The 23,121-nt window shown below is 61.0% G+C and carries 23 protein-coding genes and 2 pseudogenes; 12 read left to right on the top strand and 13 right to left on the bottom strand.

Annotated features, from left to right (window positions below):
* Nucleotides 1–198, top strand: a 198-nt coding sequence (locus tag VSR34_RS14525; RefSeq protein WP_342962754.1) for a hypothetical protein, incomplete at its 5' end; no start/stop codon positions are given.
* 409 nt (nt 199–607) lie between these two features.
* On the opposite strand, the gene VSR34_RS14520 is transcribed toward VSR34_RS14525, so the two are convergent.
* Nucleotides 608–1,933, bottom strand: a complete 1,326-nt coding sequence (locus tag VSR34_RS14520) for an epoxide hydrolase family protein (protein ID WP_028210850.1) — start codon at nt 1,931–1,933, stop codon at nt 608–610.
* 465 nt (nt 1,934–2,398) lie between these two features.
* Nucleotides 2,399–2,563 (bottom strand): annotated as a pseudogene (locus VSR34_RS14515) (integrase); the annotation flags it as partial.
* Between the two features lie 142 nt (nt 2,564–2,705).
* On the opposite strand from VSR34_RS14515, the gene VSR34_RS14510 reads away from it, so the two are divergent.
* Nucleotides 2,706–3,296 (top strand): TetR/AcrR family transcriptional regulator, encoded by a 591-nt coding sequence (locus tag VSR34_RS14510; RefSeq protein WP_028210852.1) that lies wholly within the window; start codon nt 2,706–2,708, stop codon nt 3,294–3,296.
* A complete protein-coding gene (locus tag VSR34_RS14505; RefSeq protein WP_342962753.1) occupies nt 3,293–4,204 on the top strand; it encodes a haloalkane dehalogenase in 912 nt (303 codons plus the stop codon). Before VSR34_RS14510 ends, VSR34_RS14505 begins: the two co-directional genes overlap by 4 nt.
* Nucleotides 4,205–4,809: 605 nt before the next feature.
* On the opposite strand, the gene VSR34_RS14500 is transcribed toward VSR34_RS14505, so the two are convergent.
* Nucleotides 4,810–5,733, bottom strand: a complete 924-nt coding sequence (locus tag VSR34_RS14500; RefSeq protein ID WP_342962752.1) for an AraC family transcriptional regulator — start codon at nt 5,731–5,733, stop codon at nt 4,810–4,812.
* A gap of 123 nt (nt 5,734–5,856) precedes the next feature.
* Here VSR34_RS14500 and VSR34_RS14495 point away from each other — a divergent pair, with 123 nt between their 5' ends.
* On the top strand, nt 5,857–6,408 hold the full coding sequence (locus VSR34_RS14495) for a DUF4863 family protein (protein ID WP_028210855.1): 552 nt from the start codon (nt 5,857–5,859) through the stop codon (nt 6,406–6,408).
* Between the two features lie 228 nt (nt 6,409–6,636).
* Nucleotides 6,637–7,074 (top strand): carboxymuconolactone decarboxylase family protein, encoded by a 438-nt coding sequence (locus VSR34_RS14490; protein ID WP_028210856.1) that lies wholly within the window; start codon nt 6,637–6,639, stop codon nt 7,072–7,074.
* Between the two features lie 561 nt (nt 7,075–7,635).
* Here VSR34_RS14490 and VSR34_RS14485 read toward each other — a convergent pair.
* The 5 genes from VSR34_RS14485 to VSR34_RS14465 all read right to left on the bottom strand — a co-directional run bounded on the left by VSR34_RS14485 (nt 7,636) and on the right by VSR34_RS14465 (nt 10,664).
* Entirely contained in the window at nt 7,636–8,322 is a 687-nt protein-coding gene (locus VSR34_RS14485; RefSeq protein WP_028210857.1) for a type 1 glutamine amidotransferase domain-containing protein, read from the bottom strand.
* An 87-nt stretch (nt 8,323–8,409) separates the two neighbouring features.
* Nucleotides 8,410–8,916 carry a DUF3331 domain-containing protein gene (locus tag VSR34_RS14480; RefSeq protein ID WP_155836798.1) on the bottom strand — a complete coding sequence of 169 codons (507 nt, stop codon included), beginning with the start codon at nt 8,914–8,916 and terminating at the stop codon, nt 8,410–8,412.
* 87 nt (nt 8,917–9,003) lie between these two features.
* On the bottom strand, nt 9,004–9,237 hold the full coding sequence (locus tag VSR34_RS14475) for a 4-oxalocrotonate tautomerase family protein (RefSeq protein ID WP_018442101.1): 234 nt from the start codon (nt 9,235–9,237) through the stop codon (nt 9,004–9,006).
* 36 nt (nt 9,238–9,273) lie between these two features.
* Entirely contained in the window at nt 9,274–9,984 is a 711-nt protein-coding gene (locus VSR34_RS14470) for an SDR family oxidoreductase (RefSeq protein ID WP_028210858.1), read from the bottom strand.
* Nucleotides 9,985–10,241: 257 nt separating this feature from the next.
* Nucleotides 10,242–10,664: a VOC family protein gene (locus VSR34_RS14465; RefSeq protein ID WP_028210859.1), complete on the bottom strand. Its 423-nt coding sequence runs from the start codon at nt 10,662–10,664 to the stop codon at nt 10,242–10,244.
* Nucleotides 10,665–10,932: 268 nt separating this feature from the next.
* Here VSR34_RS14465 and VSR34_RS14460 point away from each other — a divergent pair, with 268 nt between their 5' ends.
* From VSR34_RS14460 to VSR34_RS14440, 5 genes are all read left to right on the top strand, one after another.
* Nucleotides 10,933–11,370 carry a MarR family transcriptional regulator gene (locus tag VSR34_RS14460; RefSeq protein ID WP_028210860.1) on the top strand — a complete coding sequence of 146 codons (438 nt, stop codon included), beginning with the start codon at nt 10,933–10,935 and terminating at the stop codon, nt 11,368–11,370.
* Nucleotides 11,371–11,456: 86 nt separating this feature from the next.
* On the top strand, nt 11,457–13,019 hold the full coding sequence (locus VSR34_RS14455; RefSeq protein WP_028210861.1) for a DHA2 family efflux MFS transporter permease subunit: 1,563 nt from the start codon (nt 11,457–11,459) through the stop codon (nt 13,017–13,019).
* A 106-nt stretch (nt 13,020–13,125) separates the two neighbouring features.
* A complete protein-coding gene (locus tag VSR34_RS14450; protein WP_028210862.1) occupies nt 13,126–13,563 on the top strand; it encodes a MarR family transcriptional regulator in 438 nt (145 codons plus the stop codon).
* Nucleotides 13,564–13,619: 56 nt separating this feature from the next.
* Nucleotides 13,620–15,143: an efflux transporter outer membrane subunit gene (locus tag VSR34_RS14445; RefSeq protein WP_342962751.1), complete on the top strand. Its 1,524-nt coding sequence runs from the start codon at nt 13,620–13,622 to the stop codon at nt 15,141–15,143.
* A 33-nt stretch (nt 15,144–15,176) separates the two neighbouring features.
* Nucleotides 15,177–16,472: an HlyD family efflux transporter periplasmic adaptor subunit gene (locus VSR34_RS14440; RefSeq protein ID WP_028210864.1), complete on the top strand. Its 1,296-nt coding sequence runs from the start codon at nt 15,177–15,179 to the stop codon at nt 16,470–16,472.
* Here the strand turns inward: VSR34_RS14440 and VSR34_RS14435 are convergent.
* The 4 genes and pseudogenes from VSR34_RS14435 to VSR34_RS14420 form a co-directional block, all read right to left on the bottom strand.
* A pseudogene (locus VSR34_RS14435) lies at nt 16,469–16,654 on the bottom strand (LysR family transcriptional regulator); the annotation flags it as partial. The gene VSR34_RS14440 and the pseudogene VSR34_RS14435 overlap by 4 nt on opposite strands.
* A 115-nt stretch (nt 16,655–16,769) precedes the next feature.
* A complete protein-coding gene (locus tag VSR34_RS14430; protein ID WP_342962750.1) occupies nt 16,770–17,069 on the bottom strand; it encodes a helix-turn-helix domain-containing protein in 300 nt (99 codons plus the stop codon).
* 26 nt (nt 17,070–17,095) lie between these two features.
* Nucleotides 17,096–17,662: an AraC family transcriptional regulator gene (locus VSR34_RS14425; protein WP_238327695.1), complete on the bottom strand. Its 567-nt coding sequence runs from the start codon at nt 17,660–17,662 to the stop codon at nt 17,096–17,098.
* Nucleotides 17,663–17,680: 18 nt separating this feature from the next.
* A complete protein-coding gene (locus VSR34_RS14420; RefSeq protein ID WP_342962749.1) occupies nt 17,681–20,506 on the bottom strand; it encodes a 2-oxoglutarate dehydrogenase E1 component in 2,826 nt (941 codons plus the stop codon).
* Between the two features lie 309 nt (nt 20,507–20,815).
* Here VSR34_RS14420 and VSR34_RS14415 point away from each other — a divergent pair, with 309 nt between their 5' ends.
* Nucleotides 20,816–21,781 (top strand): GlxA family transcriptional regulator, encoded by a 966-nt coding sequence (locus VSR34_RS14415; protein ID WP_028210869.1) that lies wholly within the window; start codon nt 20,816–20,818, stop codon nt 21,779–21,781.
* Complete coding sequence (gene mug, locus VSR34_RS14410; protein ID WP_028210870.1) at nt 21,774–22,340, top strand: G/U mismatch-specific DNA glycosylase; 567 nt, start codon at nt 21,774–21,776, stop codon at nt 22,338–22,340. The genes VSR34_RS14415 and mug overlap by 8 nt, the downstream gene beginning before the upstream one ends.
* Here the strand turns inward: mug and VSR34_RS14405 are convergent.
* Nucleotides 22,326–23,096: a LysR substrate-binding domain-containing protein gene (locus VSR34_RS14405; protein ID WP_342962761.1), complete on the bottom strand. Its 771-nt coding sequence runs from the start codon at nt 23,094–23,096 to the stop codon at nt 22,326–22,328. The two genes, mug and VSR34_RS14405, sit on opposite strands and share 15 nt — an antisense overlap.
* Nucleotides 23,097–23,121 lie beyond the last annotated feature (25 nt).

The raw sequence follows: 23,121 nt of genomic DNA, 5'->3' as shown, positions 1-23,121 counted from the left end.
ATGTCATGCGCAACGCCAATCCTGCCGTCCGGTCCGCTCGGTCACGTTCCCGAAATGACCGGTCACGTTGCCGAAATCGCCGGTCACGATCCCGAAACGGCCGGTCACGTTCATCCGAAATACGCACACAGCAGAGACAACCCGACATTCGCGGTCGTGGACGTCCGAATAGCAGCAACGGAACTCAGAGCCGTCTAACAAACGTCGAACCGTGAGTGTCGGCCCAAGCCGAGTTGTACGCGTAGCAAGTCCGTCAGGTTCCAGAGTGCTCCGGCCATTTCAACGGCAGAAGTCCTCGCTCGCTGAAGAATGGTAGTGGCCGCTCTGAGACGGCGGCTAGCGAAAGCCATCAGACGAAGCAAAGAAGGCGCCGCGGTATAGGGATCGGTTGGCTCGTGGCACAGAGCACGGCATTTTAGGCAAGCGAGGTGGCATGGGCTGCTATCAACACAAGAATAGTTATCTTTCTAGATGCGTTGAAGTCATGTCTTGGTCGAGATCCTGAAAGTTGCTGCCGGCGGTTTCCTGTTCTGCCGTAAGTGGAGACCTCCGATTCATGCTCGCTGGCTGCGGGCGGCACTCGACGGCGCCGCCCGCGCCTTTGCGTTCAACGCAGCGAACGGAAGCTCACGCGAACCTCTTCCGAGAAGGCTTGCGGCTGCTCCCAGGCCGCAAAGTGTCCGCCTTTGGGGAGACGGTTGTAGTGAACCAGCTTGGGATACGCTTTCGCGGTCCAGCTTCGCGGGGCGGCATAGATCTCATCCGGAAAGACGCTGACGGCGACCGGGATGGCGACGTGCTTCGGGGCAAAAAAGTTGAGCTTGTTTTCCCAATACAGACGCGCCGAAGAAATTCCCGTGTTCGTGAGCCAATAGAGCGTGACGTTGTCGAGGATGTCGTCTCGCGTAAGCCCCTCGGACTGACCGTGAAACACGCGTGCGATGAGTGCCTGGCTGCTGGCATCGTGGTCGAGCATCCACGCCGCAAGGCCCACAGGCGAATCGTCAATCCCATACAGTGTCTGCGGACGATTTGCCATCTCCAATGCGTAGCCAAGGCCGTGCTTATAGAAATAGTCGAGTTGATCGTACGCGTGCTTCTCGTCGGCTGAGAGCACTGCTGGCGCCGGCTCGCCAAACTTGAGTGCCTCCGCAATGTTGTCCGGTACGGTAGCTGGCATGTTGGTGTGAATGCCGAGCAGTTCCGGCGGCGCCAGCAGGGCCATCTGCTCCGTGACCGCATTTCCCCAATCGCCGCCCTGCGCGACATATCGCGTGTAGCCGAGGCGCTTCATCAGTACGACCCAGGCCCGTGCGATACGAACAGGATCCCAGCCAGTCGTTGTCGGCTTGCCTGAAAACCCGTAGCCCGGGAGCGACGGAATCACTACGTCGAAGGCGTCCGATGCAGTCGCGCCATGGGCCGTCGGATTGGTCAGCGGATCGACAATCTTCAACTGCTCGATGATCGAGCCGGGCCACCCGTGCGTGACGATGATCGGCAACGCATCCTTTTCTTTCGAACGAACGTGAATGAAATGAATGTCAAGGCCATCGATCTCGGTGACGAACTGCGGCAGCGCGTTCAGCCTCGCTTCGAGTTTGCGCCAGTCATAATCTGTCACCCAATAACGTGCGAGGTTCTGCATCGTCGAGAGCTGCACGCCTTGCGACGCGTCAGTAACCGTTTCCCGCTCAGGCCACCTGGTTGCCTTGATACGCCTTTTCAACTCGCTGAGTTGGGATTCCGGCGCATGTACGCGAAGGGGACGAATAGCGGTCTTGTCACCGCCGATCGGCTGTGCAACTTCAGTGATGGCTCGATTCGTTTCTGCGAAAGCAAACTGACTCAATGAGCCCGCAACAGCGGCCGCCGCTGCTACACCAAGAAAACGACGGCGCGACGGAGTTTGGGGAAGGATATCGTTTTGCATACAAGCTCCAATCTGCAATAGGTACGAATAGCCGGGAGCGATGAATGCCGCAGCAAAGCAATATACGGGCAAACACTTTCACAATTGCCCAATTGAGCCGCCTATGCAGCCCCGCAGTTGGCGAGCCTCACATCGTTACCGCCTTGACCGACCGAAAACCGTAGTTCGCGGTAGTTGAAGCGATTGTGTGGAAGCAAGGCATTTGGGTAAACGCCTCCAACAGAAGAACACTTGTGTCCGGCGGGAACAAATCCGTCGCGTTGCTTCCAACGGGAAGCGCCAAGCGGCCCGGCTAGTTAGCGAGGCCGTCCTCGTCGCTAAACGCCAAGGTTGGGTAGGTGTTGTCGACGATCACTTCCACGCGCATATCGGCCCTTCAGTCCGACGTCGTGAACGCGCGCTCTTGGCCGGGTCCTGCCTGCTGGCGAATTCTAGCCGGCAAGCGACCGCTCGCCGACCATCATTTCATCCAACTTCTGTCTGCTCCGCCATCTCGAGGGCATCGTCGACTTCAAGGCCGAGGTAGCGCACTGTCCTTTCCAACCTGGAATGTCCGAGCAGCAGTTGCACCGCCCGCAGCTTCGTGGTCCGCCGGTAGATCAGCGAAGCCTTCGTCCGGCGCATGGTATGTGGTTCCGTACGCCGTATTGACGCGCTCGATCGTTAAATGGGCGAACATGAGCCGACGTCTCGGGTCGTCCGCAAATGCAACTTGACATCAGAATACGCACGACTATAGTTTGACTTCAATACGCACGACTGTATTGCCGACATGAGCAAACCATCATTTCGTGAAGACATTCTGAATGCAGGCCTCAAAGTCATGCTCCGGACGGGATACGAGGGGGCGAGCGTGCGCGACATCTGCGCAGCGGCGGGGGCTCCGCACGGCTCCTTCACCAATCACTTTCGCTCCAAGGAGGCATTTGCAGAAGAGGTGCTCAACCGCTACTTCGCGCATACAAAAGAGCTCGTCAAGCAAGCTTTATGCGACGTAGCCCTGACACCTCGAAAGCGGCTGCAACGGTATCTCGACATCATCAGCGGCGTTCTAGCGGACGACGATTGGAATCGCGGCTGTCTGATCGGCGACTTCAGCCTTGAGACCGTTTCACGGAGCGAACTTTTGCGCGGAAGGCTGGAGGCAATATTCCAGGAGTGGCGCGGTCCGTTTGCGTCGTGCATCGCAGAAGCTCAAGTTGAAGGCGAGATTGATTCAGCATTTGATCCGGTCGATCTCGCGGAATTTCTTCTTGCCTCATGGGAAGGTGCGATTCTCCGTATGAAGGTCGAACGTGGACCTGCCGCACTCGACCGCTTCAAGAACATCGTATTTCAGACCATATTCAAGGAGCACAAATGACAACGCTTTTTGATGTTGAACTGCCCCATGTGAATGTCCTCGGTTCCACCATGGCCTATCGGGAAGCGGGAAACCCGGATGCAGCGGTCGCGCTTTTTCTGCACGGCAACCCAACCTCGTCGTACATATGGCGGAAAATCATCCCGCTGGTTGCCCCCGTCGCGCACTGCATCGCACCGGACCTCATTGGATTCGGTCAATCGGGAAAGCCAGACATCGAGTATCGATTTGCGGATCATGTCAGATACCTGGACGCGTTTCTCGCCAACGTGGGAATCTCATCAGCATTTGTAATGGCGCAGGACTGGGGGACCGCCTTGGCCTTTCACCTTGCAGATCGGCGGCCGGAGTTCATGCGCGGGCTTGCCTTCATGGAGTTCATTTGGCCAATGCCGACATGGGATGATTTCCACCCGGATGCACGGGAGACTTTCCAGAAATTCAGGACACCGGGAGTGGGCGAGCAGATGATCCTGGAAGACAACGCTTTTGTGGAGAAGATTCTTCCCGGAGCAACGATGCGCAAACTCACGGATCAAGAGATGTCTGTTTATCGCGCACCATTCCCCACTGCCGAGTCACGCCGACCCACCTGGCGTTTTCCGAACGAGCTACCGATCGCGGGGCAACCAGCAGATGTGTACTCGACCCTGGAAACCGCACACCGTGCGCTAGCGCAGTCTTCTTACCCGAAGCTGCTTTTTACAGCGACACCGGGCGCCTTGGTATCGCCTTCTGTGACCAAACGTTTTGCAAAAAACATTAAGGATTGCAAAATTGTTGATCTTGGAGCGGGAATTCACTACTTCCAGGAAGACCATCCGGAATTAATCGGTGCCACGGTGAAAGAGTGGCTGATTGGACTGGGAGCAGATTCTTCCAGCGCGAAACAAACGCTAACGCCGTAAGGATATCATCCCATGTCGCGACCGAAAGCCGACGTGCCAGTAAGCGCCATCGCCTCCGGGCGTCCGTATGTGGATGCTCAGCGGACAACTATCACCAGTAGGTGCATGACTGGTGCAGTTTCATGACTGCGAGTTCGCTGATGCGAGAAGCTACCGCTTGGCGGTCGCGTGCCTCCACCGTCGGCAGTCCGCTACATTCCTGACGTAAATCCCAGTCCGCTTCACTGCTCTGGCCGAGTTGCGCGCGTAGCAAGTCGGTCAGGTTCCATAGTGTTCCGGCCTTTCAACGGCAGAAGTCCTCGCTCGCGGAAGAAGGGTAGTAGCAGCTGCGAGATGGATGCTTGCGAAAGCCACCAGAGCAAGCAAAGAAGGCGCCGCGGCGTAGAGATCGGTTGGCTCATGGCACATTAGTACGGCGTTTTCGGCAAGCGAGGTGGCATGGGCTGCTATCAACACAAGAACCTCGACACGATGTGTGCACCGCATTGGCTTCGAACTCAAACGGCGGACATGCGTGCCTTGAAGCGCGGCGACATGAATTTGATGTTGCCATCCCAAAGATTCTCGAAGAGGTCTGCAGGCTCACGTAGAACTGCCCGAGGAATTCAAATCTTGCTTCGCGCTCCCGAGCGAAACCGGCTGGGTCTCTGACCAAACCTTCTTTTGAAGGTCGAACTGAAGGTGGTCTCGGATGCATAGCCGACGGCCGCGGCGATGCTCGCTAGATTGTCGTTGCCCGTCTTCAAGGTGTCCATCGCAATCGTCATGCGCCAGCGGATCAGATATTCCAGTGGGGGCAATCCGACGAGATCCTTGAAGCGCTCAATGAACGCAGTCCGTGACATGCCGACTTTCGACGCCAGTTCGTCCACCTTCCACCGATGAGCAATGTCTTCATGCACCATCCTGAGCGCGGAGCCGATCCTTGGATCCGACAACGCGCCTAGCCAGCCAGTTGGCCGCGGGTTCGCGGCAAGATGCGCCCTCAGGATGTTCACCAGCACAATATTCGCGAGGCTGCCGGCCATTGCTGCTGCTCCTGGCCGGACTGATTCCGTCTCTGTCCTGATCAATTCGAGGGCTGCACTCAACGACCTGGCATCCGGGGAGGCCGCAGAAATGAGAACAAGCGGAGGCAAGGAATTGAGCAGCAGACCGCTCATTTCTCCGTCGAATTCGAACTGCCCTCCAACGCTAATCGTGCACATGTCGCCCCGTCCATAGCGAACAATCCCGTCCGCACCGCGGTGACTGGCAAACACCTTCTCCCCGTCTTGCAATTGCACGCCGGGATCGCTCGCGAAACAGTGGGGCAATCCGTCGGTGAGGAGGCAGAAGTCTCCCTCCTCCATTTTCGCGAGCTCAGTGACGCCTTCGATCCATACCCATCGAGCGCCCTTGATGACGCCCCCAAATTTCACATGGCGATAGGCGGGAAATCGCAAGGCCCATGGCCCAGCAGCCTCAAGGCGGCCCGACAGTACGCTCTTGACCTTCAGCAGAGACAGCACATCGGAAAGCGGGTCCATGGAATTTTGTACGATGCAATAGAAAATGCGGTCGATTGATTATGGATTGACCGGGCGCGGTGAGCAAGAATGGCTGCTCCAAATCGTTGCCGCCCCTCGGCGCACTTAGGAGCGATATCCACAATGTCTCAGACCCAGTCTGCAACCAGCCGGGACGAACTTGTCGCCTGTTTTATTCCCTTGCTGCAGGAGGTCCAGAACATGACCACGGGCAGTGAGGTCGAGCAATGGCTGAATACGAAATATGCCGTTGATAGCGGGTTGTACAGGGACCTGTCGCGACTGATTGCCCTCGGCGTGAAGGAGGGTTGGGCGGCCGACACTGAGGTCGCTGGTTCGCGTTATCGTCGCTCACAAATCGTCATGCCCAGCGCGGAGACGCTATTCTTCAGCGCCACAGCGGTGCTGATGGACAGCACGGATAACACCCAGAACAACCCGGAAGGCAGTTTCCGAGCCAACTATCATTTGCACCCGTATGGCGAGATCAATCTGGTGGTGCCGCTCAATGAAGGCGCGGCGCTTGCAGGTCCGAACGGGTGGTGCTATGGCGGCTGGACAGCGCCAGCACCCGGGAGCCACCACTTTCCCGAGGTCAAGGGCGGAGCGGTCATCTCGCTCACTTTTCTGCCTGCGGGCCGGATTGCCATGGATGTCAAACCACCGCAGCACTGAGACGCTCTGGATGCCCGTATGCAGGCTTGACGATCCGACGCGCCTTACGAAGAAGCCAGCCAGCAATGTTCGCGCAATTCGACACCGACCGCGTGAAATTGTGTGAAGAAATTTTGCCCCCAACAAAGTCGACAAGGAAGCACCGCGTGAGTTTTACGAGGAGTCGCCGATTAATTCGTCAGGATGCGTAATTCGTATTCCGTATTAAATATTCTCAAGGAGCACTTCATGAAACAACGTCTCGACTTTTATAAGGCCAACCCGAACGCAATCAAGGCCCTGCTCGCACTGGAAGAGCAGATCGGAAAGTCGTCGCTTGACAAGTCCCTTGTCGAACTGGTTCGCTTGCGCGCGTCGCAGATCAACGGATGCGCTTTTTGCGTGGACATGCACGCAACTGATGCGCGCAAGGGTGGGGAAACCGATCGCCGACTGGCTGCCGTGATCGTATGGCGCGAGACGCCGTTCTTCACGGACCGCGAGCGCGCCGCCCTGGAATGGACGGAAGCGGTCACGCTCGTCTCGGAAGACCACGTGCCCGAAGTGGTTTGGGAGGCCGTCAAGCCACATTTCAGCGATGAGGAGATGGTCGACCTGACGCTGCTCATTTCGGTGATCAACAGTTGGAATCGGTTTGCGATTTCCTTTCGCAAGATGCCGGCTTGAAGGGTGCGCACTAACCCAGTCTTGTTCAAGCGCCATGGGCGCTTGATTCCGACGCATCATTCACGGCAGGATTGGGGCCGCCAGTGGCCGATAATCCGCGTCGACAAGATTTCCCTGCTTCGCGCCAAGTGATCGGTGAACAGGTGACCGAATGGCGTGTTGGCAAGGCTCGCGGTGATCCGATCGTGTGGGGTAGGTGTAGGCACGACCACGCGACGAGCTGGTTCCGCGATTCGCTCGATCATTTCGGCTGACAGGGCACACGTACATTCTGCAATGTGGATGTTGCCTTTTTGCCAGTTACGGAGAGCCTCTTAAGGAGTTCGTGGAACCCCGGCGCCACCACGGCGCGACGCCTCTCCCGGTGACGATGACAGGCTGATGTCAATCGAGTCTTCGACGGGCATGCGCAGCCATGTTCAATATTCTCCTCGTTCCACTGGACGGTTCGCCCCAGAGCGTCCACGTCATCGATCTGGCCAACCGCGTGGCCGTGCCAAATACGGCAACCGGGCGGCCCCCGCGCCGGGTAGCCGCCACTTTCCGGCGCGAGGGCAGAACTCAGTGACGCTTGCTCAACATCTGCAGCAATGCCTTTGCGGCCGGCCCCGACGACGCGGGATTCTGACCGGTGAGCAGCAGCCCGTCTTCGAGCACATACGGCTGCCAGTCGGGCCCCTTCGAATAGTTGCCGCCTTTTGCCTTGAGTTCGTCTTCAACGAGGAACGGCACCACCTTGGTCAGCCCAACCGCTTCCTCTTCGCTATTCGTAAAGCCCGTCACTGACTTGCCGTTGACGAGCGGCTTGCCATCGGGACCCTTCACGTGCCGCAGTACCCCGGGCGCGTGGCAGACGAGATCGACGGGCTTGCCGGCTGCGATCGTGCGCTCGATCAGGCCAATGGAGTCCCGGTCTTCAGCGAGATCCCACATCGGCCCGTGGCCGCCGGGGTAGAAGACGGCGTCGAATGTGTCGTGGGCGACATCCTTGAGCTTCGCCGTGTTGCCCAGATCCGCCAACGCTGCCGGGTCGCCTTCGAAGCGGCGTGTCAGGTCGGTCTGAAAGTCCGGCTCGTTGCTCTTGGGGTCTAGCGGAGGTTTGCCCCCCTTGGGCGACGCGAGCACGATCTGAACGCCTGCGTCCTTGAACACGTAGTACGGTGCGGCGAGTTCCTCGAGCCAGAACCCGGTCTTGCGTCCCGTATTGCCCAGCTCGTCGTGCGAAGTCAAAACCATCAGAATCTTCATGACGTTCTCCTTGAAAGCGTTTACGCAAGGTTGTAGAGAATTCCGGTCAACGCCCATGGCGTGCCGAATCAGTCTTCTGGACTTCCATCAAGCCAAAGCAGCAAGGTGAATCATGGCGTTCACGTTCACGGGAAAGACTGGTGTGCGGGTATAGGGCCGGTAGATGATATCGCCGCGGCGGATCGCTTTGCCGCTCACTGCGCACACGCCGGCCCGGCGTGCTTTTGCGCAGACCCAGATTTGATAGCCGTAGTGGCATGACGCGGAGCACCAGCGCAGCGCAACGGTTCGGGGGGAGAGTCGGTCGAGGAGCGTGACGACGGCTGCGCTGGATACAGCGTCTGTCGCATCGCGAGCTGGCCGGATTTTGCGGCACCTTCCGTCGTAGCGGTGGGGCTCGGCAATGCGCGGGCCGGGTATGAGTTCGGCAGGGGTCGTGTTCTGTGCGTGGGGTTCCGCCGCGCACAGCCTGTCGAGCAACAGGAGTGTCTGCTCCCATGGGTCCGGGCGCGCGGCGCGTTTGTTGCCCGCCGCTGCGCCGGCGTTCGCGCTGCGATTGCGCGAGCGTGTTCGAAGTCCTTCGTCCGTGTTCATGCGAGGCCTCAGATGAAGATTGATAGCGCCACCATGCAACCGGTGCATTGGCGCGCGAAAGCCCGCTCTCGAGCGGGCCGCGCGCGTTTACTTGATGAGTCCCTTCTGTCTTCGATAGACGTCGGTAGGCAGGCCGCCCCATCCCCAGTTTTCCGTTGGCACTTCTTCGATGACGACGAAAGTCGCCTCCAGCGGTTTGTTCAGCACGTCGAGCAGGAGCTGGCTCACACCCTTGATGAGCTGGGCCTTTTCTTCCGCCGTGACGGAATCCGTGCCGGGGCGCGTCCCCTCGCGTGTAACCTGAATTGTGACGATCGGCATTTCGCTTTCCTCGATGGTGGTCGTTACAGTGCGCACTTAGTGGCCGGCGACCTGGCCGCCGTCGACGTGGAGGATTTCGCCCGTCACGAACGGTGCCGAGTCGAGATAGAGGATGGCGTTGACGATGTCGCTCATCTCGCCCATATGCCCCATCGGATGCAGCGCGCCGAGCGCGGCGTGGGTGTCGGGCGCGTGCATCGGCGACTTGATGATGCCGGGCGAGACCGCGTTGGCGCGAATGCCGCGCTTGGCATACTCGATCGCCAGCGAGCGCGTTGCAGCGGCGAGACCACCCTTGCTCAGCGAGGCCAGCACCGACGGTACGCCGTCGATTGCATGATCGACGAGCGTCGTCGTGATCGTGACGACGTGGCCGCTTTCGTGCTTTTCCATTTCTGCAATGGCGAGCTGCGTGATATGGAAGAAACCGTCGAGGTTGGTGGCCTTGATCGCAGCGTAGTCTTGCGCAGTGTATTGCGTAAACGGCTTCGCGATGAAAATGCCCGCGTTGTTGATGAGCGTATCGACACGGCCAAAGCGCGAGACCGCTGTTTCGATGACGCGGCGCGCCGTAGCCGGATCGGCGATATCGCCCGCCACCGCGACGAGATCGCTATCGTCACTCTGTTTGATGTTGCGCGACGTCGCGACCACCTTGTGGCCGAGTGCGCGGAATGCCTTGGCGGTTTCGGCGCCAATGCCTTGCGATGCGCCGGTGATCACGATGACTTTGGGGGCTTGACTCATATGAACCTCGAAGTAAGTTGGACTCTGTTTCTGATCGGGCTTGCTGCTCCGATGACGACCAATTTACGCATCCACGCCGCCCGTTTGAATACAGGACGCGGACAAACAGTTGTGAGTCGCAGGAACAAATGAGAGCAAGCGGCGGGCGACGGCGCACGGCGGGAAAGGTCATTCGAATGGCGTTTTTGTCGATTTGGATAACTGAGTAATTTTGGCAGGCCTTACCGCGTGAACTCTCATCGCGGTTGTCTGCGAAGCTAGGAGGCTTGCATGCGCGGATCGTGGTCGAATTCGAGCCTGATCCCCCCGGGCTCGTACACCATGGTATGGCGTTTCGGCCCCGGCCCGAGGTTTTCCGGCGCAAATTCGATTTTCACGCCGGGCCACGCGGACACGCGCGAAAAGATATCGTTGAGTGCTTCTTCGCTGCCTACCCGCAAGGCAAGATGATGCAGGCCCACATGGGTCTTGCGGTCGAACTCGACCAGGCGGCTCGGATCGGTCACTTGCCAGAGGGTCAACATGACGTGACCGTCCGAAACGAACGCCGCCGGATAACTGGGTCTTTCGCCGACCTGTCTCCAGCCCAGGCAATTCACGAAGAAGTCGCGCGTGAGATTCAGGTCGCGCACAGTCAGTCCGACATGATCGATGCCCAGTGTAAGTGGTTTGTCAGTCATGCTTCGATTCTCCTGAGTAAAGAGTGCGTCGATCCTGCGTTCCGCACTTCACGGATCAAAACGCTGCCGAAACAATATAGCTGTGAAGATCGGCGTCGATTATCGCTTGCCGGTCACATCACTTTTTACGCGGTGTATCGCGTTGCGCTCAGAAGGCGGTTGGGCGTTGCATCGAGGCGCCGGCCCGTCTCGTGCAGCCTCGGAAACTTCCTTGCACACATCTGCAATGTCAGATATATTCGCCATCAGATATCCAGGAGGGCAATCGATGAGCGGTCCCGTCAATGAAGATTTCGAGCGGACTCAAAAGCTGGTGTCCGTGCTCGGTCAGGCGCACCACCTGATGGCCACCGAACTCAGGGCAGGACTGAAGGACGCCGGACTGAACCTGCAGGAACGCGGCATTCTGCTGACGCTGGCCGGCGGGAGCGCGAAAACGCCGGCGGCATTGGCGAAGCTGCTTGGCGTCCACCCCGCTCGGATGACCCGTGTACTGGACAAGCTCGAAACCAGCGGGCTCGTGGAGCGCACGCGCAATGGCACCGACCGGCGCCTCGTGGACGTTTCACTGACGCGGGAGGGCCGCTCGGTCGCGGCCCGCAACGCAGACGTTGCCCCCGGCGCCTGGAGCGAGCGGCTCTCGCTCTTCTCGAAGTCGGACTTCGACGCGTTGAGCACGCTGCTTTCCAGACTGCTCCATGGCTAGGGCGGTTTTTTTTGCCCAATTATCAGACATGTCAGATAACGACCCGTGCTTGACGGGCCATTCGCATCCAGACGAGAAAACCTAACATGAATCCATCGACCAACCCAGGCGGGCCGGCCACGCTGACCGGCGCGAAATTCGCACTCGGCACTTTCGCCGTGGCGCTCGCCACCTTCATGAACGTGCTGGATTCGTCGATTGCAAACGTCGCGATTCCCACGCTCTCCGGCAACCTCGGCGTGTCGATCGACGAAGGCACGTGGGTCATCACGCTCTTCGCCGCGGCCAATGCAGTGTCCATTCCGTTGACCGGGTGGCTGACGCAGCGCGTCGGCCAGGTCAAGCTGTTCGTCTGGGCGATCCTGCTGTTCGTGCTCTCGTCGGCGGCGTGTGGTATGGCCCCGAACCTGCTGACGCTGCTCGTCGCCCGGATCGTTCAGGGCGCTGTGGCGGGGCCTCTGGTGCCCTTATCGCAAGCCTTGCTGCTCGCTTCCTTCCCGAAGGAGAAGAGTTCGAACGCGCTCGCGCTATGGGCGATGACCGCAACGGTCGGACCGATCGCGGGCCCCGCGCTCGGCGGCTGGATCACCGACAGCTACAGCTGGTCGTGGATCTTCTATATCAACGTGCCGGTCGGCCTCTTCGCCGCCGCTGTGATCTGGGCGGTCTATCGCGACCGCGAGTCGCCGGCACGTAAACTGCCCATCGACAAGGTTGGGCTGATTTCGCTCATCGCCTGGGTCGCGCCGTTGCAGATCATGCTCGACAAAGGCAAGGACCTCGACTGGTTCAGCTCGCCAGTCATCTGGGCGCTCACCATCGTCGCCGCCGTCAGCTTCGCATTTTTCCTCATCTGGGAATTGACTGAAGAAAAACCGATCGTGAATTTGCGGCTGTTCGCCAAACGCAACTTCCTCGGCGGCACGGTTGCGATTTCCGTCGCGTATGCGATCTTCTTTGCAAACCTCGTGATCCTGCCGCAGTGGATCCAGGGCTTTCTCGGCTATCGCGCGGTTGATGCGGGGCTCGTTACCGCGCCTCTGGGCATATTCGCCGTGATCCTTGCCCCCGTGATGGGCAAGGTCATGCCGCGCTCCGACCTGCGGGTGCTCGCCACCCTGGCGTTCGCCGGCTTCGCCGCCGTGTTCTTCATGCGCTCCAACTACACGACCGGCGTCGATGCGTGGACGCTGATGCTGCCGACGCTGCTCCAGGGCATTCCAACGGCGCTCTTCTTCACGCCGCTCACCGGCATCATCCTCTCGGGTCTGCGGCCCGACGAGATTCCGGCCGCCGCGGGCCTGTCCAATTTCGTGCGCATTTTCGCGGGCGCGGTCGGCACATCGCTCATGAGCAATGCCTGGAACGACCGCACGATCCTCCATCATGCGCGGCTGGCCGAGCAAACGAGCGTGGAGAATCCGGCTTTCACCGGCGCCATTGCGCACCTTCAGGCAACGCTGGGCGGCGGCATTCCCAAGGCCACGGCCTTTTACGCGAACTCGCTCAACGAGCAGGCGACGATGCTCGGGCTGAACGACATCTTCTGGATATCGGCGGTGATCTTCGTCGTCATCATCCCGCTGATCTGGGTAACGAGACCGGTCAAAGGCGCTGGCGCTGGCGCCGCAGGCGCTGGCGGACACTGAATTCTGCAGTTCAACCGGGTTCAGAGGGCAAATGAGTCTCGCGTGTTTTTTCTTGACAGTATCTGATAATGCAGATATTGTGGCGTTCAACACGGAGGATGTCTCGATGGACCATTACACGACGAGGAATTTCATGCTCACGGAGAGTGTCGGCTTCAGGATCGTCAAGGCGCGCAATCTGGTCGTCGCGGAAATGGACGCGGCGCTGAAAGACCTTGATATCACGGGCCAGCAAATGGGTATTCTGCTTTCGCTGGAGCAGGGTGTGGCCACCACGCCGTTCGAACTGTCGAAGCTGCTCGGCATCGATACGGGCCTCATGACGCGCATGCTGGACAAGCTGGAGACCAAGGGCCTGCTGGCGCGCTCGCGCGACGCAGACGACCGCCGCGTGGTCAATCTGAACCTCACTGCGAAGGGACTGGAAACGGCGGCGCAGATTCCGGAAATCGCCCCGCATGTGCTGAACGCGCGCCTGCGCAAATTCACGAAGGCGGAGTTTGCCGAACTGAACCGCCTGCTTCGCAAGTTCACGGACGACTGAACGGTGCGGCGGTAGTGCCGCACTTTTTTTTGCCAATTAATCTGACAGGTCAGAAAATGAAATCGCAGATTTATAAAGCAAGCATCGGTGCCCATACGCTGAAGCGGGGTGTATCGGCGATCGCATTGGCCACGCTGGCGGCTTGCGCCAACTACGCGGGCATCCACAGCGACAAGCAGATGGCCCAGCCGCAACAGTACGAGACGACGCAGAGCCTGCCGCAAGAGCAGGGGCACTGGCCGTCCGCCGATTGGGTCGACCAGTTCGGCGACGCGCAGCTGAAGGCGCTGATTGCGGAAGCATTGCTGGGCAGCCCTACGGTAGAGCAGGCCAAAGCGCGCGTGGCGCAGGCGCAGGCCTATAGCGAAACCGCAAAGGCAGGCACGCTGCCGCGCGTGGATGCGAGCTACACGCTCACACGCCAGCAGTACAGCAGCACGGCGCTGATTCCGCCACCGTATGCCGGCTCGTGGCAGACCGAAAACAAGGGCCTGCTCACGGCTTCCTACGATCTCGACCTGTGGGGGAAGAATCGCGAGGCGCTGCGCGCGGCCGTTTCGGAGACGGCAGCGGCCGAAGCCGACGAGGAAGTGGTCAAGCTCACGCTGGATACCTCGATCGCGCGCACCTACAACCAGCTGGCGCGGCTCTACGTCTTGCGCGACATCGCGCAGGAAGAAGTCGCGCGCCGCGAGCAGATCGACCGCATCACGGCGGGCCGCATCGCAACGGGCCTCGACACGCAGGTGGAACGCAAGACCGCGCAGGCGAACCTGGCGACAAGCCGCTCGCGGGTGAGCGCGCTCGACGGCAGCATTCTCACGACGCGCTACCAGTTGGCCGCGCTGATGGGCAAGGGCCCCGACCGCGGGCTCGCGATCACGCGCCCGACGCTCGGCGTGGGCGACGAGGTGCGTTTGCCGGACAACCTGCCCGCCGATCTCGTGAGCCGGCGCCCCGATATCGTCGCGGCGCGCTGGCGCGTGGACGCGATCACGCACGAGGTCAAGGAGGCGAAGGCCGAGTTCTATCCGGACATCAACCTGAGCGCCGCGATCGGTCTGGACGCGTTCGGCTTCGGCCGCTTCCTGAGCGCCGCGAGCCGCACGGCGTCGGTCGGCCCTGCGATCCATCTGCCGATCTTCGACGGCGGCGAACTGCGTGCGCAGCTGAAGGGCCGCTACGCCGAGTTCGACTACGCGGTGGCTGCCTATGACCAGACGCTCATCGGCGCGCTGAGCGGCGTGGCCACGGACCTGGCGCAGATCCGCTCGAGCGACGCGCAGCTCGTCGATGCTCAAGCCGCGCAGCAGGCGGCACGCGACGCCGACCAGCTCGCGCTCACGCAATACAAGGGCGGCCTGACCAGTCAGCTCACGGTGCTCAACGCCGACGTCACGGCGCTGAACGCCGACGAAACCATCGCGAACCTGAAGATGGATCGCCGCGATCAGCAGATCGCTCTGGCATCCGCGCTGGGGGGCGGCTATGTCGACATTTCAGCCGATACGGGCCGCCCCGCGGGCGTTGCCGCCCAACCCAACCCTCAAGCCAGGTCCGTCATTGCCGCCGCGCGTTGAACGGCATGGTTGCAACCCATCAGGAGAACTGAAATGAGCGAAACGACCACGACCGACCGCAAGCCGGCGGAGCAACTCGACGAGAAGAAAGGCGGCGCGCAAGCTGCCCCGGCCGACAACGACCAGCGGGCCACGCCCCCGGGCCGCCGCAAGCGCCTGATCGCGCTGCTCGGCGCCGTGACGTTGATCGCGGGCGCAGCCTATGGCGCGTACTACTTCACGGAAGGCCGCTTTCACGAAACCACCGATGACGCCTATGTGAGCGGCAACCTCGTGCAACTCACGCCGCAGGTTACGGGCACGGTGGTGGCCGTCAACGCAGACGACACGCAGATCGTGAAGGCGGGTGACCCCGTCGTGACACTCGATCCGGCCGACGCAAGAATCGCACTGGCCGATGCCGAAGCGTCGCTCGGGCAGACCGTGCGCCGGGTGAGCGGCCTCTATGTCAACAACGACTTTTATGCGGCGAACGTGGCGCAACGCGAATCGGACCTGGCCCGCGCCAACGACGATCTGCGCCGCCGCATGGCCGTCGCGGACTCGGGCGCCGTTTCCGCCGAAGACATTGCCCACGCGCGCGATGCCGTGCAGGCCGCGCAGGCCGCGCTCGACGCCGCGCGTCAGCAAGGGGCGGCGAATCACGCGCTGACCGATCGCACGTCGGTCGAACAGCATCCGGACGTGCAGGCGGCCGCCTCGAAAGTGCGCGCGGCGTGGCTCGCGTATGCACGCGATACCTTGCCCGCGCCGGTCACCGGTTATGTGGCGCAGCGTCAGGTGCAGGTGGGCGAGCGCGTGTCGCCCGGCACGCCGCTGATGGCGATCGTGCCGCTCGACGGCGTGTGGGTGGACGCGAACTTCAAGGAAGTGCAGCTCAAGCAGATGCGCATCGGCCAGCCGGTGACGCTCACTGCCGATGTGTACGGCTCGAGCGTGAAGTATCACGGTCGTATCGAAGGCTTTTCCGCAGGCACGGGCAGCGCTTTCGCGACGCTGCCGGCGCAGAACGCAACGGGGAACTGGATCAAGATCGTCCAGCGCCTGCCGGTACGTATTGCACTCGATCCACGCGAACTCGCAGCGCGTCCGTTGCGCATCGGCCTTTCGATGACGGTGGATGCCGATACGCGCGACGACTCAGGCTCGCAGCTCGGCGCGGCGAAAAATACGCGTTATCGCACCGACGTCTTCGCGCAATACGACGCGCAGGCCGATGGTGTGATCGAAACGATCATCAAGCAAAACGAAATGACTGCGGCTGCGACAGCATCACAACCCTCGCCGCAACGTCTGGCGGCGCGCGATCATAAGGGGAACGCGGGCTAAGGGAATCTCGCGGCCTGGCGAAGCGCTTGCCCATCCGCGGCAAGCGCTTTGGGCACCGCCTCGCGCAGGTAATCCGTGAATGTCTTGATCCTGGCGTCGAGGTACTTTCGCGAGGCATGCACTGCATAGGCCGTCAGCCTCTGCAGACGATACTCTGGCAATACACGCACCAGCGCACCGCTATCGAGGATGCGGACGAAAATCCGCATCATGTCCAGCTTGTCCATTACGCGTTTTCCGCGGATCGATCTGCCTCGCAAGCAGCTACGACGCAAGCTCGCGCCATGCCAGATTCTCCTATAAATGCAGCCGAATCTGTTCGGCAAAGGTCCGTATCACTTCTTCGTTACGCGAAAGAAACATCCATTGTCCGACTCGCGTCGAAACGAGCAGTCGCGCTTCGACCAGTACGGCAAGATGCGCCGATACAGTGGACTGCGAGAGCCCGCTGCGAGCCTGGATGGCGTGTGCGGGCACGCCGCGGCCCAGATCGCCAGGGCTTTCGGGAAAGGCATCGGCGGGCACCTTCAGCCACGCGAGGATGTCGCGCCGCAGTGGATTGGCGAGGGCCTTGTGAATCCGGTTCGCGTCTATCATGTCGTTCCTTGCGCGCTCGCCGTGCTTCAACGAGGCTGCATCAACAGCGTTCTGGCGATGGTTCCCGCCGCACTTTCCCCAAGGTCTTCCCGCACCATCGACAGCGCCAGATGAATGCCGGCGCTTGCGCCTCCCGATGAATAGAGGTTGCCGTCCTTCAGACATCCGGGATTGGACATGACGTGTACGCGTGGATGTTCGGCCGCGAGGCGGTGGGCGTCTCGCCAATGCGTGGTTAGCCAGCGGCGATCGGCAACGCCGGCGCGCGCCAGCAGAAACGCGCCATTGGAAATGCAGGCCAGCCTTTGGGTGCCGGGCCCGGCGTCGCCGAGCCACGTGACGAGTTCGCGATGCTCACGCGACGAACTGACCATGGGCGATCCGGGCACCACGACGACGTCGAATGGCGTGCGCGTTTCGAACAGGCATTCTGTGATCCCCACCGCCGTGCCGTTGGAAGACAGCACGGGCCCGGGTGAAGTTCCGACGAGGTGCGGTTCATAAAACGCGCTGCCATTCAGGCGATTCGCTGCATGAAACACATCCATCGGGCCGCTTACCTCGAGCATTTGAAACCCCGCATAGAGCATCATCGCGACACGCATGCGCCGTTACCCCGTGAACGCCTGCTCGACCAGCGCGGATTGCCGCGCGACGTGCGCCGAATGGTGGCCCGGCGCAGTCGATGCACCGGCATCAGGACCGGCGTAGACGAGTTTCGCACCCGTTGGCAGGAGCTCGCGCAACTGTGGCTCGACGAAACTCCATGCGCCCTGATTACGCGACTCCTCCTGACACCAGACGACCTTCTTCAGGTTGGGATAGCGCGCGAGTTCAGCGGCCAACTGCTGCGCGGGAAAAGGATACAGCTGTTCGACGCGGATGATCGGCGTGTCGCTCGCATGCGCGCGGCGACGCTCGAGCAACTCGAAGTACACCTTGCCCGTCGCCACGATGACGCGCTCGACGCTGGAGGTCTGCCAGGTCTCGATCTGGTTGTCCGGCAGAACTTCGTGAAACCGGCCCGCGCTCAACTCCTCGAACGTGCTGACGGCTTCCGGGTGCCGCAACAGCGACTTGGGCGTCATGACGACAAGCGGGCGGCGATCGGAGGCGAGTGCCTGCGTGCGCAGCAAATGGAACAGCTGCGCAGGCGTAGTCGGCTGGACGACGCGCATATTGTCCTGTGCGCTCAGCTGCAGATAGCGTTCGAGCCTCGCCGATGCATGCTCGGGTCCCGCGCCTTCCTGCCCGTGAGGAAGGAAAAGCGTCAGGCCGCTGCGTTGCCCCCACTTGGCGGCGGCCGCCGCGATGAACTGGTCGATCACCACTTGCGCGCCGTTTGCGAAGTCTCCGAATTGCGCTTCCCAGATGACCAGCGCATCGCGGTTCACCGTCGTATAGCCGTACTCGAACGCGAGGACCGCCGCTTCGGAGAGGATGGAGTTCGTCACGCTGAAGCGGCCCGGCGCATTGCCACTCGCATCACCGAGATGATCGAGTGGAATATAAACACCATCCGGCCGGTTGATGCGCGTTTGATCGTGCAACACCGCGTGACGATGATTGAACGTCCCGCGTGCGCTATCCTGCCCGCTCAATCGAACGCTGGTCCCCGCGCCGAGCAGCGAAGCGAAGGCCAGATGCTCACCCATGCCCCAGTCGAGCGGCCGTTTTCCCGAAGCCATTTCCTGGCGCCCGGTCATCATCTTCTTGACGAGCGGATGCAGCGCCACGCTTTCGGGAACGGTCGATATCTGCTGCGCGAGACTGCGCAGCGTTTCCGCCGAAGGGGCCGAGTGGGAAAGCGGACTCGCCGCATCCTCGCATGAAGCGGAAGCCTCTGAGCTGTCGGCATCGTTCGCACGCTTGAGCAGTGCATGCCGCTCGCTGACATATCCCTCTGCTTCTTCGGCTGTCAATACGCCTTGCCCAATCAGCTTCTGCGCGTAGCGTGTTCTCACGCCGGGATGACTGGCGATTGCGCGATACATCAGCGGCTGCGTGATACCCGGCGTGTCCTGTTCCTGGTGCCCGTGTTTGCGGAAGCAGACGAGATCGATGACCACGCTCCGCTTGAACGCGGTGCGATAGTCGAGGGCAAGCCGCACCGCCATCGCGACGGTTTCGGGGTCGTCGCCATTCACATGCAGGATCGGCGCCTCGATCATCTTCGCGACGTCCGTGGTGTAGAACGACGAACGCGTGTCGCGCGGATCGGAGGTCGTGAAGCCGATCTGGTTGTTGACAACGATGTGGACGGTGCCACCCGTGCCGTGGCCGCGCGTATAGGAGAGGCTCAAGGTTTCCATCACGACACCTTGACCGGACATCGCGGCGTCGCCGTGAATCTCGACTGGCAGAACCTCGACGCCGTCGGCGCTGCCCAGGAGCTCGCCCTTGGCGCGCGCCATGCCCTGCACGACCGGGTTGACGATTTCCAGATGCGAAGGGTTGAACGCGAGCATCACTTCGACCGGCCCTTCAGGGGTTTCCACCGAACTCGTAAAGCCCTTGTGATATTTCACGTCGCCCGCGGGCAGTCTTTCGGAAGCCTTATCATCGAATTCGTCGAACAGCGCACGCAATGGCTTGCCCACGATATTCACCAGAACGTTCAGGCGTCCGCGGTGCGCCATGCCCATCACCACTGCGCGCAGCTTTTTCGAAGCCCCGTAGCGCACGACTTCGTCGAGCATCGGAATCAGCGATTCCGCGCCCTCGAGCGAGAAGCGCTTTTGCCCGACATAGCGCGCGTGAAGGTACTTCTCGAGGCCTTCCGCTGCGCTCAGTCGTTCCAGCAGTCGACGCTTTTCCGTGGCCTGGAGCGACGGTCTCGCTCGCGTGGATTCGAGTTGCATCTGCCACCAGCGCCGCTGCTCCGCGTCGGTCAGGTGCATGAACTCGGTGCCGAGCGTGCCCGTGTAGGTTTGCTTCAGCGCCGCGACGAGTTCCTCCAAACTGGCGTCGTCGTCGAACAGGAAAGTGTCGGCGGTGCTGAATGTCGTCGCCATGTCTGCGGCCGTCAGGCCGTAGTAAGCCGGGGTCAACTCGGCGTAGGCGCGTGGCGGCGTCCACGACAGCGGATCGAGATTGGCCGCGCGCGTGCCGATCATGCGGAACGCGGCGATCAGCGACTGTACCGCGACCTGCTTGCGCGCAAGGCCGAGACCGGCGTCATTCGCGAGGGTAGTGTCGGCATGAACGATCGCGCGCGGCGGGCGCTTCGCAAGCTCGACAAAGCTGGAAATGACGGGGGCGTGCGGCTCGTCGTCGCGATCACTGCCGTCGATAGCGGGCGTTTCGCGCAGTGCATCGAACCACGCCCGCCATTCACTGGTGACCGCATCCGGGTCAGACAGGTAAGTTTCATATTGCTCTTCGACGTAAGGGGCGTTGCCCCCGAAGAGGAAAGAGCTCTGACGTTCTTTCAACATGATGAATCTGCCTTTGGTCGGTGTGCGGTCCAATGTCGGGGGCAACACGTGGAGTGACGGCGATAGCGCCTTCCGGTCCGCCCGGGTTGTTACCCAGCCGCAGTCGTGAACACAGTCTAGTGATGCGGGGCAGCGGGCGAAATGCGCGCGTGGTGCCGCAGCATGCCAAGTAGTGGGCGTTTTGGGCCACGCTGCCGATTTGTTACACCGACGCAAAATACTTTTTCCGGGGAAGACTGCACCCGCTAACGGCGATGCGTTAAGCTGCGCCACGGTCCTGGTTGGGACACCACCTCTGAAGGTCACGGCATGAAAGTCGCCATTGTTGTATTCGATGGTGTGCAGGCGCTAGATGTTGCAGGCCCCCTCGATGTGTTCGCCGAGGCGAACACGTTCCTCTCCGAGCATCAGCGCTACGAGGTGACGCTCGTCGGGCGCGAGGCGGGCGCCGTGACCTGCTCGAACGGGATGCAACTGGCGGTCTCGCGCGGCTATGCCGACAGCGATGTGCAATGGGACCTGCTCCTCGTGGCCGGCGGGCCGCAGTTGCCCGACGTGCATCCGTCGAATGAGTTTCTGGCCTGGCTGCAAAATCAGGCGCGCAGTGCAAGCCGCTTTGGTTCGGTGTGCAACGGCGCATTCGTGCTCGCACATGCGGGGTTGCTCGACGGCAAGGAGGTGACGACGCACTGGTCGGATGCCGGGCGCCTGTCCAATGAATTCCCGCACGCCAATGTGCAGCCGGACCGGATTTTCGTTCGTGACGGGCGGCTGTTCACATCGGCGGGCGTGACCGCGGGGATCGATCTGTGCCTCGCGCTCGTGGCGGAAGACTGGGGACATGAACTGGCGGTGCGAGTGGCGAAGCGGCTGGTGGTGTATATCCAGCGCGAAGGCGGGCAGTCTCAGTACAGTCCGTATATCGGTGCCGGCAAGGACGACGATCCCATACTCAGCAAGGTGTATCGCTACGTGAGCGAACATATCACCGATACGCTTTCTATCGAGGCGCTGGCGAGTGCGGCTGCCGTGAGCCGGCGCACCTTGTCGCGCATCTTCGCCAAAAACGCCAAGGTCACGCCCTCCGTATTCGTCGAGCAGGTTCGCGTCGACACGGCGAGGAAACTGCTGGAGGACACAGATGCGCCGCTCAAGACGGTCGCATTCAAATGCGGCTTTCATAGCGCCACGCATATGCGTACGACGTTTTCGCGGCGCCTGAACGTCACGCCAAAACAATATCGTCTGCGATTCCGCGGAGAGGCGAGTGCATAGCGGCGATTCCCTGGCGGAACCGGCGAACCCCAATTCCGCGCCATTCCTTCCCGATATCATCGAACCTGGGTTGTCCGTATTGTTTTGCGGGATCAATCCAGGCATGCGTGCGGCGGCCACTGGGCGCCACTTCGATGGCAGAGGGAACCGCTTCTGGCGAGTGCTCCATCTCGCTGGTTTTACGCCGGAGGAGTTTCGCCCCGAGAACGACCGTGAGCTGCTGCAGCATGGCTTTGGTCTGACTACGGCGGTCTCGCGCGCGACGGCACGCGCGGACGAGTTGTCGAGAGCGGAGATTCAGGACGCTGCGGCGCAATTCGAGCTCAAGGTGCAGCACTACGCGCCGCGGTTTATCGCCTTTCTTGGCAAGATGGCGCTTGCCGAAATGTCCGGCAAGCGCGATATCCAGTGGGGTTTGCAACCCAGCAGATTCGGCGGCGCGCGCGCCTGGGTTCTGCCGAACCCGAGCGGCTTGAATCGTGCTTTCAGCCTCGACGCGCTCGTGAGCGCGTACCGCGAGCTTCGTATGGCGGCTCAGTCGTTCTCAGTTGCCGAGTGAATGAACAAGCGCCTGTCGATATTGGGCATGCACTTCGGAAGGCCTCCTTGCGAGTTCGTGACTGCCTTGATCCGGCGTACATTTGCCGACGGCTGCCAATCCGCTCGCGCATTGAAGATACGTGTTGTTTCGCAGTGTATCGGTCACGAATTCCACGAAGGACCGGATCTTTCCACTTGTTCCGCGCCGTTCGACATGAAGCAGGCTGACCGGCGTCGATTCCGGTTCGTAGGCCCGCAAAATGGGTACCAGATTTCCGGAAGAAACTTCGGTTGCCGCTTGATAAGACAGCAGCTGCGTGATACCCACGCCGTCTTCCGCGGCCGAAATGGCAGCCGGTGCCAGATTGACGATCAAGCGCGGCTGCAGCCGCACAGGAATCTTTACGTTATGTTCGTAAAACATCCACTCGTGCGGTTGGGAAACGCCGGTAAAGGAAACGCAATGGTGGCCGACCAGGTCTCGCGGATGCATGGGCTCTCCGTGCCTGGCGAGATAAGCGGGGGACGCGAAGGTTTGCCGCCGCACGGATCCCAGGCGCACCGCGAATGTCGACGAATCTTCGAGATGGCCAATGCGTATGGCGATATCCACGCCTTCTTCCAGCAGTCGCGTGGGACGATCGAGGTAGACGGCGTTCACGCTGACGTCGGGATAGCGCAGGGTGTAAGCGTTGACGAGCGGGGCGATGAACCGCTGGCCGAGTTGAACCGGCGCCGTAATCGTGAGAGTGCCGACAGGGTTTGCGGGATCCACGGCGATATGCGACTCCGCGTCGGTG

Source organism: Paraburkholderia sp. JHI2823 (assembly GCF_038900695.1).
GTDB lineage: Bacteria > Pseudomonadota > Gammaproteobacteria > Burkholderiales > Burkholderiaceae > Paraburkholderia > Paraburkholderia mimosarum.
This window is presented reverse-complemented; position numbering and strand designations above follow the sequence as displayed.